The organism is Salmonella sp. SA15303 (assembly GCF_029962125.1).
In the GTDB taxonomy this organism is placed as follows: domain Bacteria; phylum Pseudomonadota; class Gammaproteobacteria; order Enterobacterales; family Enterobacteriaceae; genus Salmonella; species Salmonella enterica.
Window position 1 is genome coordinate 2,465,875 of record NZ_CP123924.1, and the last position, 14,197, is coordinate 2,480,071.

At 53.6% G+C, this 14,197-nt stretch carries 17 protein-coding genes; 11 read left to right on the top strand and 6 right to left on the bottom strand.

Annotated features, from left to right (window positions below; all coding sequences use genetic code 11):
* Positions 1–2: 2 nt before the first annotated feature.
* The 8 genes from dmsB to clcB all read left to right on the top strand — a co-directional run bounded on the left by dmsB (position 3) and on the right by clcB (position 7,312).
* The gene (dmsB, locus tag QEN31_RS12050; RefSeq protein WP_000213064.1) at positions 3–620 is read left to right on the top strand and encodes a dimethylsulfoxide reductase iron-sulfur subunit DmsB; all 618 of its coding nucleotides are present in this window, start codon (positions 3–5) and stop codon (positions 618–620) included.
* Position 621: 1 nt separating this feature from the next.
* Positions 622–1,479 (top strand): dimethyl sulfoxide reductase anchor subunit family protein, encoded by an 858-nt coding sequence (locus QEN31_RS12055; protein WP_000534696.1) that lies wholly within the window; start codon positions 622–624, stop codon positions 1,477–1,479.
* A gap of 42 nt (positions 1,480–1,521) precedes the next feature.
* Positions 1,522–2,136: a Tat proofreading chaperone DmsD gene (gene dmsD / locus QEN31_RS12060; protein WP_000206569.1), complete on the top strand. Its 615-nt coding sequence runs from the start codon at positions 1,522–1,524 to the stop codon at positions 2,134–2,136.
* Between the two features lie 304 nt (positions 2,137–2,440).
* The gene (gene osmY / locus QEN31_RS12065) at positions 2,441–3,151 is read left to right on the top strand and encodes an osmoprotectant ABC transporter permease OsmY (protein ID WP_000556890.1); all 711 of its coding nucleotides are present in this window, start codon (positions 2,441–2,443) and stop codon (positions 3,149–3,151) included.
* Between the two features lie 28 nt (positions 3,152–3,179).
* Positions 3,180–4,082 carry an osmoprotectant ABC transporter substrate-binding protein OsmX gene (gene osmX, locus QEN31_RS12070; RefSeq protein WP_001211193.1) on the top strand — a complete coding sequence of 301 codons (903 nt, stop codon included), beginning with the start codon at positions 3,180–3,182 and terminating at the stop codon, positions 4,080–4,082.
* A 9-nt stretch (positions 4,083–4,091) separates the two neighbouring features.
* On the top strand, positions 4,092–4,739 hold the full coding sequence (osmW, locus tag QEN31_RS12075; RefSeq protein ID WP_000379677.1) for an osmoprotectant ABC transporter permease OsmW: 648 nt from the start codon (positions 4,092–4,094) through the stop codon (positions 4,737–4,739).
* Positions 4,739–5,887: an osmoprotectant ABC transporter ATP-binding protein OsmV gene (gene osmV, locus QEN31_RS12080; RefSeq protein WP_000593093.1), complete on the top strand. Its 1,149-nt coding sequence runs from the start codon at positions 4,739–4,741 to the stop codon at positions 5,885–5,887. The genes osmW and osmV overlap by 1 nt, the downstream gene beginning before the upstream one ends.
* Before the next feature lie 135 nt (positions 5,888–6,022).
* Positions 6,023–7,312 carry a voltage-gated ClC-type chloride channel ClcB gene (clcB, locus tag QEN31_RS12085; RefSeq protein WP_000554908.1) on the top strand — a complete coding sequence of 430 codons (1,290 nt, stop codon included), beginning with the start codon at positions 6,023–6,025 and terminating at the stop codon, positions 7,310–7,312.
* Here clcB and bioD read toward each other — a convergent pair.
* The 3 genes from bioD to QEN31_RS12100 form a co-directional block, all read right to left on the bottom strand.
* Positions 7,268–7,963, bottom strand: coding sequence for a dethiobiotin synthase (bioD, locus tag QEN31_RS12090; protein WP_000919233.1), 696 nt, complete (start codon positions 7,961–7,963; stop codon positions 7,268–7,270). The genes clcB and bioD overlap by 45 nt on opposite strands.
* A gap of 125 nt (positions 7,964–8,088) precedes the next feature.
* A complete protein-coding gene (mlc, locus tag QEN31_RS12095; protein ID WP_000225092.1) occupies positions 8,089–9,309 on the bottom strand; it encodes a sugar metabolism global transcriptional regulator Mlc in 1,221 nt (406 codons plus the stop codon).
* A 127-nt stretch (positions 9,310–9,436) separates the two neighbouring features.
* A complete protein-coding gene (locus QEN31_RS12100; RefSeq protein ID WP_001019577.1) occupies positions 9,437–10,336 on the bottom strand; it encodes a LysR family transcriptional regulator in 900 nt (299 codons plus the stop codon).
* Positions 10,337–10,455: 119 nt separating this feature from the next.
* Between QEN31_RS12100 and QEN31_RS12105 the strand changes: the two genes are divergently transcribed.
* Positions 10,456–11,709 (top strand): MFS transporter, encoded by a 1,254-nt coding sequence (locus tag QEN31_RS12105; RefSeq protein WP_000091796.1) that lies wholly within the window; start codon positions 10,456–10,458, stop codon positions 11,707–11,709.
* A gap of 66 nt (positions 11,710–11,775) precedes the next feature.
* Here the strand turns inward: QEN31_RS12105 and QEN31_RS12110 are convergent, their stop codons facing one another.
* Positions 11,776–11,868: a KPN_01571 family protein gene (locus tag QEN31_RS12110; protein ID WP_001068154.1), complete on the bottom strand. Its 93-nt coding sequence runs from the start codon at positions 11,866–11,868 to the stop codon at positions 11,776–11,778.
* 235 nt (positions 11,869–12,103) lie between these two features.
* On the opposite strand from QEN31_RS12110, the gene asr reads away from it, so the two are divergent.
* Both asr and QEN31_RS12120 read left to right on the top strand, forming a co-directional pair.
* A complete protein-coding gene (gene asr, locus QEN31_RS12115) occupies positions 12,104–12,355 on the top strand; it encodes an acid resistance repetitive basic protein Asr (RefSeq protein ID WP_001520947.1) in 252 nt (83 codons plus the stop codon).
* A 268-nt stretch (positions 12,356–12,623) separates the two neighbouring features.
* The gene (locus QEN31_RS12120) at positions 12,624–13,445 is read left to right on the top strand and encodes a trypsin-like serine peptidase (protein ID WP_000549649.1); all 822 of its coding nucleotides are present in this window, start codon (positions 12,624–12,626) and stop codon (positions 13,443–13,445) included.
* A gap of 39 nt (positions 13,446–13,484) precedes the next feature.
* Here QEN31_RS12120 and mdtI read toward each other — a convergent pair whose 3' ends face one another.
* Together mdtI and mdtJ are read right to left on the bottom strand one after the other, a co-directional pair.
* On the bottom strand, positions 13,485–13,814 hold the full coding sequence (gene mdtI / locus QEN31_RS12125; RefSeq protein WP_001183821.1) for a multidrug/spermidine efflux SMR transporter subunit MdtI: 330 nt from the start codon (positions 13,812–13,814) through the stop codon (positions 13,485–13,487).
* Positions 13,801–14,163, bottom strand: coding sequence for a multidrug/spermidine efflux SMR transporter subunit MdtJ (gene mdtJ / locus QEN31_RS12130; protein WP_000500278.1), 363 nt, complete (start codon positions 14,161–14,163; stop codon positions 13,801–13,803). Before mdtJ ends, mdtI begins: the two co-directional genes overlap by 14 nt.
* Between the last annotated feature and the right edge of the window lie 34 nt (positions 14,164–14,197).

The following is a 14,197-nucleotide window of genomic DNA, read 5'->3' on the forward strand; positions in this document are numbered from 1 at the left end:
CGATGACAACCCAGTATGGATTTTTTATTGATTCCAGTCGTTGCACCGGTTGCAAAACCTGCGAACTGGCCTGCAAGGACTACAAAGATCTCACTCCCGACGTCAGCTTCCGCCGCATTTATGAGTATGCGGGCGGTGACTGGCAGGAAGATAACGGCGTCTGGCACCAGAACGTCTTTGCCTATTATCTCTCCATTTCATGCAACCACTGCGAAGACCCGGCCTGTACCAAAGTCTGCCCGAGCGGCGCGATGCACAAGCGCGATGACGGTTTTGTGGTGGTGAACGAAGAGGTCTGTATCGGCTGCCGCTACTGCCACATGGCCTGCCCGTACGGCGCGCCGCAGTACAACGCGGCCAAAGGTCATATGACCAAGTGCGACGGCTGTTATGACCGTGTCGCTGACGGCAAGAAACCGATCTGCGTGGAATCCTGCCCGCTGCGGGCGCTGGACTTTGGCCCGATAGACGAACTGCGTAAAAAACACGGTGAGCTGGCTGCCGTCGCGCCGTTGCCGCGCGCGCATTTCACGAAGCCGAATATTGTGATTAAACCCAACGCCAACAGCCGCCCGACCGGGGACACTACCGGTTATCTGGCCAATCCGAAGGAGGTATAAGATGGGAAGTGGATGGCATGAATGGCCGTTGATGATCTTCACGGTCTTTGGTCAGTGCGTGGTCGGCGCGTTAATCGTTAGCGGACTGGGCTGGCTGACGGCAAAAGACGATACCATCGCCCGTCAGCGCATCGTGCGCAGCATGTTTTTTCTGTGGCTGGTGATGGGACTGGGATTCCTCGCGTCGATTATGCATCTCGGCTCGCCGATGCGCGCGTTTAACTCGCTTAACCGCGTAGGCGCTTCCGCACTGAGTAATGAAATCGCCGCAGGATCGGTGTTCTTTGCCGTAGGCGGCATCTGGTGGCTGGTGGCGGTACTCGGTAAAATGCCCCCGGCGCTGGGTAAAGTGTGGCTGCTGGTCAGTATGGCGCTCGGCGTTGCATTCATCTGGGCAATGACGCTCGTTTATCAGATAGATACCGTGCCAACCTGGTATAATGGCTACACCACGCTGGCCTTTTTCCTCACGGCATTCCTGTGCGGCCCGGTGTTTGCGGCGTTACTGCTACGCATCGCGCGCGTCCCATTTTGCAGCGTGACGTTTGCCAGTATTAGCGGCCTGGCGTTGGTGGTGTGCGTGGCGGTCATCGTACTACAGGGACTGTCCCTCTCAGCTATTCACAGTTCCGTGCAACAGGCCAGCCATCTCGCACCGGATTACGGTATGCTACAGGTCTGGCGCATTGTCTTGCTTGCTGCCGGATTAGGTTGCTGGCTATGTCCACTAATCCGTCGCCGCGAACCGCATACCGTTGGTTTGCTGCTCGGTGTCGTGCTGGTGCTGGCGGGCGAAATTATTGGCCGCGGACTTTTTTATGGCCTGCATATGACCGTAGGTATGGCCGTCGCAGGTTAATTTATGCGTGCGGGGCGACCCGCACCTTTCGGGATTGTTTGAATGACCACTTTTTTACAACGTGATGATTTTGCAGTAACGGCGCGTGTTCTTGGCGCGTTGTTTTATTATTCGCCGGAAAGCCACGAAACCGCTCCTCTGGTTCAGGCGCTATTAACCGACGACTGGCGGGCGCAGTGGCCGCTTGATGCCGAGGCGCTTGCGCCTGTGGCGGCTATGTTTAAGACCCACAGCGAAGAGTCGTTGCCACAGGCCTGGCAGCGTCTGTTTATCGGCCCTTACGCTCTGCCGTCTCCGCCGTGGGGTTCCGTCTGGCTGGATCGTGAGAGCGTATTATTTGGCGATTCTACGCTGGCGCTACGTCAGTGGATGCGCGAAAACGGGATTCAGTTTGAAATGCAACAAAACGAGCCAGAAGATCATTTTGGGTCGCTGTTGCTGCTGGCGGCCTGGCTTGCCGAGAATGATCGTCATCATGAATGCGAACAACTCCTGGCCTGGCATCTGTTTCCGTGGTCGTCCCGCTTTCTGGACGTATTTATCGATCATGCCGGGCATCCGTTTTATCAGGCGTTGGGGCAACTGGCGCGTCTGACTCTGGCGCAATGGCAAGCTCAACTTATTATTCCCGTCGCTGTAAAACCGTTATTCCGTTAATCCCCACAAAAGGCAGGATTTTACCTGCCTTTTCTCCCATTGCGGCCTATTTTTATCTACAAAAAGTGACAACGTCACACTACGTTTCTGTTTTTAAGATAATTCTTTATCGTGAATGTTTACGCTAAGCCGCATAAGGGCAAAGCATAATTGTTAATAGATGTTTAATAGTATTAAACATCACGCTTCGCTGGAATCCTTCCCAACCTGTTGCTATAGCTCAAAGTACCCTGCCGGAACATGGCATAACAACACGCGACTCTTAACGTCGCCATAACACATGCAAACAGGGAGACACACCGCAATGCACACCCACACCCTAAAACGCGTACTTGGGTTCACTATCGTCATTCTGCTGTTACTGGCGCTGTTTATCTGGGGAATCGGTCTGGAGACGCTGAAAGCGCGTCAGGTCGATCTGCTGTATCTCGGACAACGGCATTTGATGCTGGTATTTACGTCCATGTTTTTTGCTTTACTGGTCGGTATCCCGAGTGGGATTTTACTCAGCCGTCCTGCGGCAAAGGGATTTGCTGAATATGTCATGCAAATCTTTAATGTTGGTAATACCTTGCCGCCGCTGGCCGTCCTGGCCTTAGCGATGGTGATTATCGGGATCGGCGATACGCCCGCCATTGTCGCGCTATTTCTGGCCTCCCTTCTGCCTATCGTCCGCAATACCTATGCGGGCCTCTGTTCCGTTCCCGCCTCACTGATTGAAGCGGCGAACGGGATTGGGATGACAAAATGGCAGCGGCTTCGCCAGGTAGAGCTACCTAATGCGTGGCCAGTGATGCTGTCCGGTATTCGCATCGCGACCGCCATCAATGTCGGCACCGCGCCGCTGGCCTTTCTGATCGGCGCCAGCAGCTACGGCGAGCTGATTTTCCCGGGAATTTATCTCAACGATTTTCCGATGTTGATCCTCGGCGCAACGGCCACGGCGTTATTCGCACTGATTCTTGACACTCTGCTTGCCTGGTTTGGGCGACGCCTTAGCCCTCATACCGTCTGAACGCATAAATAACAATAAGGAGCGTTAAATGAGATTCAAAAAACACCTGTTAGGATGGCTTGCCGCAACGCTGTTGTTCAGTAGCCAGACGCAGGCCGCGCCGCTGGTTCTCGCCACCAAAAGCTTTACCGAGCAGCATATTCTTTCCGCTATGACCGTTCAGTATTTGCAGAAGAAAGGCTTTCAGGTTCAGCCGCAAACCAATATCGCCGCGGTGATTTCACGTAATGCGATGGTGAATAAACAAATTGATATTACCTGGGAATACACCGGTACATCGCTGATTATTTTCAACCGTATCGATAAGCGCATGAGTCCACAGGAAACCTACGACACGGTAAAACGCCTGGATGCGAAGCTGGGCCTGGTATGGCTCAAACCGGCTGACATGAACAATACTTACGCGTTCGCGATGCAGCGCAAACGCGCCGAGTCGGAAAATATCACCACCATCTCGCAAATGGTGGCAAAAATCGAACAGGTCCGGCAGAACGATCCTGACCACAACTGGATGCTCGGCCTCGATCTGGAATTTGCCGGGCGCAGCGACGGGATGAAGCCCCTTCAGCAAGCCTACCAGATGCAGCTCGATCGCCCGCAAATACGACAGATGGACCCAGGGCTGGTCTATAACGCCGTTCGGGATGGGCTGGTTGACGCCGGGCTGGTCTATACCACCGACGGACGGGTGAAAGGGTTTGATCTGAAAGTGCTGGAAGATGATAAAGGCTTCTTCCCAAGTTACGCTGTCACGCCGGTGGTGCGTAAAGAAGTGCTGGAAGCCAATCCTGGCCTTGATGACGCCTTAAACACCCTTTCCGGCCTGCTCAATAACGATGTGATATCGACCCTAAACGCCCAGGTCGATATCGAGCATCGCACGCCGCAACAGGTAGCCCATCAATTTTTACAGGACAAAGGTCTGCTGTAAGGAGCGCCTATGGATACGATACATTATATGCTGGATAATGCAGGCTATCTCGCCAGCCTTACCTTTCAGCATCTCTGGCTGGTCGCGCTGGCCGTCGGTCTGGCGATTATCATCGGCGTACCGTTAGGCGTTTTGATTGTACGCCACAAATGGCTGGCAACGCCGGTATTGGGCGCCGCCACGCTACTTCTTACCATTCCGTCTATCGCGCTGTTTGGATTAATGATCCCGCTTTTTTCGCTGATCGGACATGGTATTGGCGTTCTGCCCGCCGTGACGGCCGTTTTTCTCTACTCTTTACTGCCGATTGTCCGTAATACCCATACTGCGCTTGATAGTTTGCCGCCCGGTCTGCGTGAAGCGGGACGCGGCATCGGTATGACTTTCTGGCAACGGCTGCGCTGGGTCGAAATCCCAATGGCCCTACCGGTTATTTTCGGGGGTATCCGCACCGCGGTAGTGATGAATATCGGCGTGATGGCGATTGCCGCGGTGATCGGCGCCGGCGGTCTGGGACTGCTACTGTTAAACGGCATTAGCGGCAGCGATATTCGCATGTTAATTGCCGGCGCACTGATGATCTGTCTACTGGCAATTGTACTTGACTGGCTGTTGCATCGTCTGCAAGTCGTACTGACACCTAAGGGGATACGATAATGATAAAACTGGAAAATCTCACCAAACAATTTGTACAGAAAAAGGGTCAGCCGCTAAAAGCCGTCGACAACGTCAACCTGAACGTGCCGGAAGGCGAAATGTGCGTCTTACTCGGTCCCTCCGGCTGCGGCAAAACCACCACGTTAAAGATGATCAACCGGCTGATCGCGCCCAGCAGCGGTAATATTCTTATCAACGGCGAGAATACCAACGATATGGATACGGTAACGCTACGCCGCAATATTGGGTATGTTATCCAACAAATCGGCCTGTTTCCTAATATGACGATTGAAGAAAATATTACCGTTGTGCCGCGCATGTTGGGTTGGGACAAAGCGCGCTGCAAGCAACGCGCCGAAGAGTTGATGGACATGGTGGCGCTGGATGCCAGAAAATTTCTGCATCGCTATCCAAAGGAGATGTCCGGGGGACAGCAGCAGCGCATTGGCGTGATCCGCGCTCTGGCCGCCGATCCGCCGGTACTGCTGATGGATGAGCCCTTCGGCGCGGTGGACCCCATTAACCGCGAAGTGATCCAGAACCAGTTTCTGGATATGCAGCGTAAGCTAAAAAAGACCGTGATGCTGGTCAGCCATGATATCGACGAAGCGCTAAAACTCGGCGACCGTATCGCCGTGTTCCGTCAGGGGCGAATTGTACAGTGCGCCAGTCCTGATGAACTGCTGGCCAAACCGGCTAACGAGTTTGTCGGGTCGTTTGTCGGTCAGGACAGAACATTAAAGCGTTTGCTACTGGTCTCCGCAGGCGATGTTACCGACCAACAGCCAACCATTACCGCGCGGCCTTCCACGCCGTTAAGCGAGGCGTTCGGCATTATGGATGATCACGATATTCGCGCCATTACCGTCATTGACAACGACGGTAAGCCACTGGGATTTGTGAAGCGCCGGGAGGCGCGGAACGCCAGCGGAATCTGCGCCGATATCACCCATCCTTTCCGTATTACGGGCAAAGCGGAAGATAATCTGCGTATTGTGCTGTCCAGATTGTACGAAAGTAATACCAGCTGGATGCCGATCGTTGATGAAGACGGGCGCTATAATGGTGAAATCTCTCAGGATTACATCGCCGACTATCTCAGCTCAGGCCGCACGCGTCGGGCGCTAAATATTCACGAAAGCAGCTAACGCTACCGCCGGATGGCCTCTCGCTATCCGGCAGTATCATTATTGTACGCAATATTATATCGCACATAGTGCTTTTGCGTCTGACGCCATTTCCCCGCAGAATAGGCTATCCTGAAACTCCCTGTTTACCCGCTCATGCATCGTTTACACGCTTACCCGGATCTGCGCGCGATGTTTCGTCGCCTGCTGATCGCTACGCTCATCGGTATTCTCGCGGCGCTGGCTGTCGCCGCCTTCCGTCATGCGATGCAATTGCTGGAGTGGATTTTCCTGAGTAATGACACCGGCAGTCTGGTGAATGCGGCTGAGGGGCTTTCGCCCTGGCGACGGCTGATTACGCCAGCGCTTGGCGGCCTGGCCGCTGGTCTGTTGCTGTGGGGGTGGCAAAAAATGAACCAACAGCGTCCCCATGCGCCCACTGACTATATGGAAGCATTGCAAACCGACGGGCAATTTGACGTTGGCGCCAGTCTGGTGAAATCGCTGGCCTCGCTGCTGGTCGTGGTCAGCGGCAGCGCAATTGGTCGCGAAGGCGCAATGATCCTCCTCGCCGCGCTGGCGGCATCCAGCTTTGCCCGACGCTTCACGCCGCGTGAGGAATGGAAATTATGGATCGCCAGCGGCGCCGCTGCGGGCATGGCGGGCGCTTACCATGCGCCGCTGGCGGGCAGCCTGTTTATCGCGGAGATCCTGTTCGGTACCTTAATGCTGGCTTCCCTCGGCCCGGTTGTCGTTTCCGCCGTCGTCGCCCTGCTAACCACCCATGTATTAAACGGTAGCGATTCACTACTCTATACCGTACATCTGACCGTTGATCTCCACGCGCGGGAGTACGTCATGATAGTCAGTACCGGCCTGGTCGCCGGTCTGTGCGGCCCGTTGCTGATGTGGCTGATGACAGCCAGCCATAATAGTTTCTTACGTTTAAAACTGTCGCCGCCCTGGCAACTGGCGTTGGGCGGGCTTATTGTCGGATTACTGTCGTTACTCACGCCCACGGTATGGGGAAACGGCTATAGCGTCGTACAATCATTTCTGCTCTCCCCACCGCTATTCTCGCTGATTGGCGGAATTTTTGCGTGCAAAATCCTGGCGGTGCTCGCCAGCAGCGGGTCTGGCGCGCCGGGCGGCGTCTTTACGCCAACATTATTTGTCGGATTATCCATTGGAATGTTTCTGGGTCGGATATGGGGATTCTGGCTGCCAGGCTCGGATGAAATAGCGATTTTATTGGGGCTGGCGGGTATGGCGACGCTACTGGCGGCGACAACCCATGCGCCGATAATGTCCACCCTGATGATTTGTGAAATGACCGGCGAGTATCAGTTACTCCCCGGTCTGCTGATTGCCTGTGTAGTCGCGTCAGTGCTCTCGCGAACGTTACGCCATGATTCTATCTACCGCCAGCACGCTGCCGAGCATTGACAAACGAATATACTGCCCCAGCTCACGCTGCTCGGCGCGCGGCAGGTACGGTAACTCGCCAATCAGCGGCGCTGGCAGTTTTTTCCCAAGCACATCAATAATTTCAGCATAATGCGCCAGGCCAGGATTGATACGATTCGCCACCCAGCCAATTAATGGCAGTCCATCGTTAGCGACAGCTTGCGCAGTCAGTAGCGCATGATTAATGCACCCCTCCTGAATCCCTACCACCATCAATACCGGTAACTGTTCCTGTACCACCCATTCGGACAATGGACGTAAATCATTCATCAAACTACGCCAGCCGCCAGTGCCCTCCACAACCACGTGGTCCACTTTATCGCTCAGGCTCGCCAGACCGTTGGACAGCAAGGTGTAATTTATAGGACAGCTATGCGCGACGCTGCTTTCTTCTTCGCTTAACGCGATCGGATTAATCGCCTCATACGGCAACTCCAGCGAAGAGACGCTTTGCAATACCAGCGCATCTTTGTTGCGCATCCCTTCTGCAGTCTCTTTGCTCCCTTTAGCGACAGGTTTATACCCTGCAACGCTCTTACCACTCGACGCTAACGCTTGTAGTAATGCGCGGGAAACCACCGTCTTCCCAACAGAAGTGTCTGTACCTGTAATAAAGAAACGCTTCAGCATCACTAACTCCACCGTTATGCTTCGAAAATATAAGCCAGGAAAATAATACAGTGGAGAAAGTCTAAGATATGGCAAGGGCAATCAGCTTGAGTTAGCGCAAATTTTTGTACAACAGTTAAAAAATGTTAACCCTGTAATAGACGAATCAACAAAGAGCCGTTATACATCGCGTCTTTTACCAACGCCGCCCCGGCCATCGTACCCTGGTTGGTAAACTGCGTGCTTTCCACAACCGTATTCCTGCTGTAGGCGGGCAGCGCCTGTTGACGGATACTGTCAGCAATGGCTGGAAAAAGGATATCAGCCGCTTTACTTAGCGGCGAACCAATAAGAATTTTTTGCGGATTAAATAAATTCACCATGATAGCCAGAATGCGTCCGACATGCGCGCCAACGCCGCTAATAATATCTTTTGCTAATAGATCTCCCTGCATCGCCGCCTGACACAGTGAATCTACCGTTAACGGCTGGCCGTGCAACATTGAACTCATCGACTGATTAAGCCGAAGCTGCGTAAGTTCCAGCACGCTATCGACGCTGGCGATGGTCTCCAGACAGCCATGATTACCGCAATAACAGCGCTTACCATAAGGATCGACCTGGGTATGCCCAATCTCTACCAGACTGCTACTACCCGCATGAAGCAAATGACCGTCGGTGATAACGCCCGCCCCCACATTATGATCAATCACCACCTGGATAACGTCGCGCGCGCCGCGTGAGGCGCCAAAAAGCGCCTCTGCCATCGTCCAGGCGCTAATATCATGCTGAATGTAAACCGGTACGCCGGTGTGCCGCTCCAGCGCATCTCCCAAAGGCATCTCTTTGACATCTTCGTAATACGGCATCCGGTGCACAACGCCGTTTTCGGTATCGATAATGCCCGGTAACGTAATGGCAATGGAGGTCAGACGCTCCAGTTTCTGCTGATGGCGGGTAAAAAACCGATCAACGTGCGTAATAATTCGCTCAAGCAACGGCGTGGCTTCGGTTAACGGCAGCGCCAGACACTCTTCTACCACCAGTTTGCTGCTAAGATCGCGCAGTGCAAGGAAAATTTCGCCACGGCTAATACGAATAGATAAATAGTGCCAGGCTTCCGTTTCCACCATCAGCCCGACGGCGGGACGTCCGCGACTGCCCGCCTCTTTAATTTCAAGTTCCTGAACCAAATGCGCTTCCAGCATTTCGCGAACAATTTTCGTAATACTGGCAGGCGCCAACTGCGCCAGACGAGACAGGTCAATTCGCGATACCGGTCCGAGCTGATCAATCAGGCGATACACTGCGCCAGCATTGGTCTGCTTAATTTGATCGATATGCCCAGGCTGACTATCAGCAACCACCGCTCACTCCCTTTATTTTCGCGCTCCGAAATAATCTGTGTGCTATGGTGAAACACTTCAATACTCGCCGTCAACTTTTTGCTTAGCCGTGTGATTAACTGCACATTTTCACCCTTTTTAAGCGTAATTAATCCCGTCGGGCAGCCAGTAATAGCAGTTGGCAAAACCGCTGTACGGCATGACTCTGTTCATGATGCTTTGGCCATACCAGCCACATTTCAGATACGGCGTCCTCTTCCGCCAGGGGGACCCAGCGCATCTCGCTCATCTGTACACGCTTAAAGGATGCCGGCAGAATCGAGACGCCCAGTCCCGCCGCCACCAGACCGATAATAGTCATTGCCTCGCCAACCTCCTGCGTGATGGTCGGCGACAGGTTATAGCGCCGCATCAGGCCGAGAATATCGTCGTAGAGGCCCGTCCCGACATGCGGATCGAAAAAGACGAAAGGTTCTTCCGCCAGTTCTGTCAGACTGACGACCGGCTTTTGCGCCAGCCGATGTTCGCGCGGGATCATGGCCATAAGCGGCTCATGCAAAATCACCTCGCGATTAAGTGTGTCGGGCAGCGGCGTATTCCGCAGCAAGCCAATATCCAGTACGCCTTCGTTGAGCGGCGCGATTTGCTCACGCGTATTCATTTCACGCGTTTGCATATGCACTCCCGGATAGGACTGGCGGAACAGCGAAAAGGTATGCGATACCGCCCGAATAAAAGGCGCTGAAGACGTAAAGCCAATACGGATTTCACCCGCTTCGCCCTGATGCAACCGCTCGGCGCGAGCGGCGGCGTCGTTTACCAGACTCAGGATGTGTCGGCTATCCACCAGAAACTGTCGCCCGGCGGCGGTTAACGCTACGCTGCGGTTGGTCCGCGCCAGTAATCGCGCGCCGACCTGCTGCTCCAGAATTTGTATCTGCTGACTGAGCGGCGGCTGCGAGATATTGAGGCGCGCGGCGGCACGACCAAAATGCAGCTCTTCTGCTACCGCCACAAAGTAACGTAAATGACGTAATTCGATATTCATATTTTTAACGTCTTATTTGAGACAATTAATATATTAGACAGAATATTTTGCTTTTTCTATGCTTTACATGTCGGTTATACCCGTCTCCTGTTGACGGAGATGTAAAGCAAGGATTTAACGTGAGTCGTACAACTATTCTCGATGACGCCACGGCGAGCGATATCGATGAACAACGCCATTCTCAGCCGGTTCAATTTATTAAACGCGGTACAGCGCCTTTCATGCGCGTCACGCTGGCTCTTTTTTCCGCGGGCCTGGCGACTTTCGCGCTCCTTTATTGCGTCCAGCCTATACTACCGGTACTTTCCCAGGAGTTTGGCGTCTCCCCCGCCAGCAGCAGCGTTTCACTTTCTATTTCTACCGCCATGCTGGCTATCGGCTTACTTTTTACCGGCCCGCTTTCTGATGCGATAGGCCGTAAACCGGTGATGGTCACCGCCTTGTTATTAGCCTCCTGCTGCACATTGTTATCAACCATGATGACCAGCTGGCATGGTATTCTGATTATGCGTGCGCTGATCGGTCTGTCGTTAAGCGGCGTCGCCGCGGTGGGAATGACCTACCTGAGTGAAGAAATCCATCCCAGCTTTGTCGCTTTCTCTATGGGACTCTATATTAGCGGTAATTCCATCGGCGGGATGAGCGGGCGTTTATTAAGCGGCGTCATGACCGACTTTTTTAACTGGCGCATCGCGCTGGCGGCCATCGGATGCTTTGCGCTGGCGTCCGCGCTGATGTTCTGGAAGATTTTACCCGCCTCGCAACATTTCCGTCCCACGTCGCTACGGCCTAAAACGCTATTTATTAATTTCCGTCTCCACTGGCGCGATCGGGGGCTACCTCTGCTGTTTGCGGAAGGTTTTTTACTGATGGGCGCGTTCGTCACCCTGTTTAACTACATTGGCTATCGCCTGATGCTCTCCCCCTGGGAATTAAGCCAGGCCGTGGTCGGACTGTTATCCGTAGCCTATCTCACCGGCACATGGAGCTCGCCGAAAGCTGGCGCAATGACCTCACGCTATGGCCGGGGGCCGGTGATGCTGTTCTCTACCGCAGTAATGCTGGGCGGGCTTTTACTGACGCTTTTTACCTCGCTTTGGCTGATTTTTGCCGGGATGCTGCTTTTTTCCGCCGGCTTTTTCGCCGCGCACTCCGTGGCCAGTAGTTGGATTGGCCCGCGTGCACGCCGGGCGAAGGGACAGGCCTCGTCACTTTATCTTTTCAGCTATTATCTGGGGTCCAGTATCGCCGGGACGCTAGGCGGCGTATTCTGGCATAGTTACGGCTGGAACGGCGTAGGTGGTTTTATCGCGCTAATGCTGGTGCTGGCCATCCTGGTCGGGACGCGGTTACATCATCGTCTTCACGCCTGAAAAGAAATAATCCGGCGATAGCAACGTGCGCTATCGCCGGGCTGGTTTCACGCCACGACTCACTGTTCACCATAGACCTGTCAGGCTTGATACGCCCATAACTTCTCTGATTGCATCCAGCGCCAGAAGCGTAAATACCACCCAGATTATCGGATTCATATACGGTGTGCTTGTTATTCTGGAGGGCGGATATTACCGACTCTGCGGCCAAAAATAACGGCCGGTAACGTAAAGCTACCTATTATGGTGGGAGCTTACATCGCGTTACCGGGGGATTGTACATAACGTTACATGCCGAAACCAATCACTCACGGAAGCCTTTTGATAACAGCGATATAGTCATTTCACCGGCCCCGCAGTGGGGTTGAATGAAAACCAAATCGAGGGTATCAAAATGAAAAAAGTATTAGCTCTGGTTGTTGCCGCTGCAATGGGTCTCTCTTCCGCAGCATTCGCGGCTGAGACTGCAACGCCTGCGAAAACCGCAGCGCCTGCCAAAACAACCCAGAACACCCAGCACCACAAAAAACAGCATAAAAAAACCGTTGAGCAAAAAGCGCAGGCGGCTAAAAAACACCAGAAAAAAGATGGCAAAAAAGCCCCAGCCAAATCTACGTCAAAAACAACTTCGCAGCCGGCTGCGTAAGTCGTAACATGCTGCGGCGCGCCCCCGCGCCCGTTTTTACGGCGCTAAATTGTTCTGGTTTAGCGCCGCCTTCCGGGAGGGCAAAAAAGTGTCTCGCTACCGCTTTGAGCTCATTCTTATCGTGCTTATTTTATGCGCCGCTATTGCCACGCATTTCTATCTTTCCTGAGTGTAGTTATCTGATTTTACTCCCACTTTCTTACCGTCACGTCTATAGTAGTACTGAGGGTTTGTTGTTAATAATCATAATTACCCACCAGAGTGTGATATGCATAAAACCATTGCTGTATTACTGGGCATAGTGTGTTTTTTACCGGTTATGGCGAAAGCCAGGGGGGCTGAAACAGACGCCACGGATGCCAGCGACGTCAAAACGCTTTTTTTTAACCATGATGATCGGGTGCCCGTCGCCGATCCTACCCAATCGCCGTGGGATGCCATCGGGCAACTAGAGACCGCCAGCGGTAATTTGTGTACGGCAACGCTTATCTCCCCGCATATCGCCCTGACAGCAGGTCACTGCCTGCTAACGCCACCGAAAGGAAAACCAGACAAGGCGGTTGCGCTGCGTTTTGTGGCGCGAAAAGGAGTATGGCGCTATGAAATCCACGGCATTGAAGGCCGCGTTGAACCGTCGCTGGGCCGACGCCTGAAAGCGGATGGCGATGGCTGGATTGTGCCGCCTGCCGCGGCAAGCTGGGATTTTGGTCTGGTAATATTGCGCTACCCACCTTCCGGTATCACGCCAGTGCCTTTATTTACCGGCGATAAAGCGGCGCTCACTGCGGCGTTGAAAGCCGCAGACCGAAAAGTCACGCAGTCCGGTTATCCGGAAGATCATCTGAATGCGCTCTATTCCCATCAGGATTGCGTCGTGACCGGCTGGGCGCAGAATGCCGTACTCTCACACCAGTGCGACACGTTACCTGGCGACAGCGGCTCGCCGCTCTTATTGCACACGGATAGCGGATGGCAGCTCATTGGCGTACAAAGCTCCGCCCCTGCGGCTAAAGATCGCTGGCGCGCCGATAACCGCGCTATATCCGTCACCGGCTTTCGCGATAAGCTGAAAGCTCTGGCGCAGGATTAATGCGGGAATCGCTGCCTGAACCGACAGGCAGCGATCGTCTCAGGCAAATTTGATCATGACCATTCCGGCGAGCAGCAATATCACGCCAACCCAGCCTTTGGGGTTTAAGCGCTGGCCGAAGAGCACCCAGCCCGCCGCCAGCGTGGCGGCAATACCAAAACCGCCCCATAACGCATACGCCACCGACAGGTCTATCCCTTTTACCGCCTGGGAAAGCGCGCTGAAGGCGGCCAGAACAGCGGCAAGCGATAAGATGCCATAGCATTTACGGCGAAAGCCGTCCGAAAATTTCAACAGTACGTTAGCCGCGATTTCCAGCATTATTGCCAGCCCAAGCCAGGCGCCGTGTATCCATTCAAATTGTTGCACGAGTCGCCTCCTTCACCGGTTTGCCGGGTTTACGCGTCCCTGATTTGATCAATACTATGCCGGCGACCAGCGTCAGCAAGCCGGCAATCTTCATGGTTGATAATGCTTCATCAAATAGCAGCACGCTAAAAATGGTAATAAATAAAATGCCGATCCCTTCCCATAAGGCATACGCTACACCCAGGGCAATCTTTTTTACCGCAAAAGAAAGAAATATATATGACAGCGTGATCATCACCAGCATTAAAATAAAACCCGCATTGCCATTACCCACGCTAGCCCATTTCATTGAGAGCGTGCCGGTAATTTCAGTCGCGATAGCCAGAGCTAATAAAATCCAGTAAAACATGACACTTCTCCTGCATGAGAATATACTCTTTCGA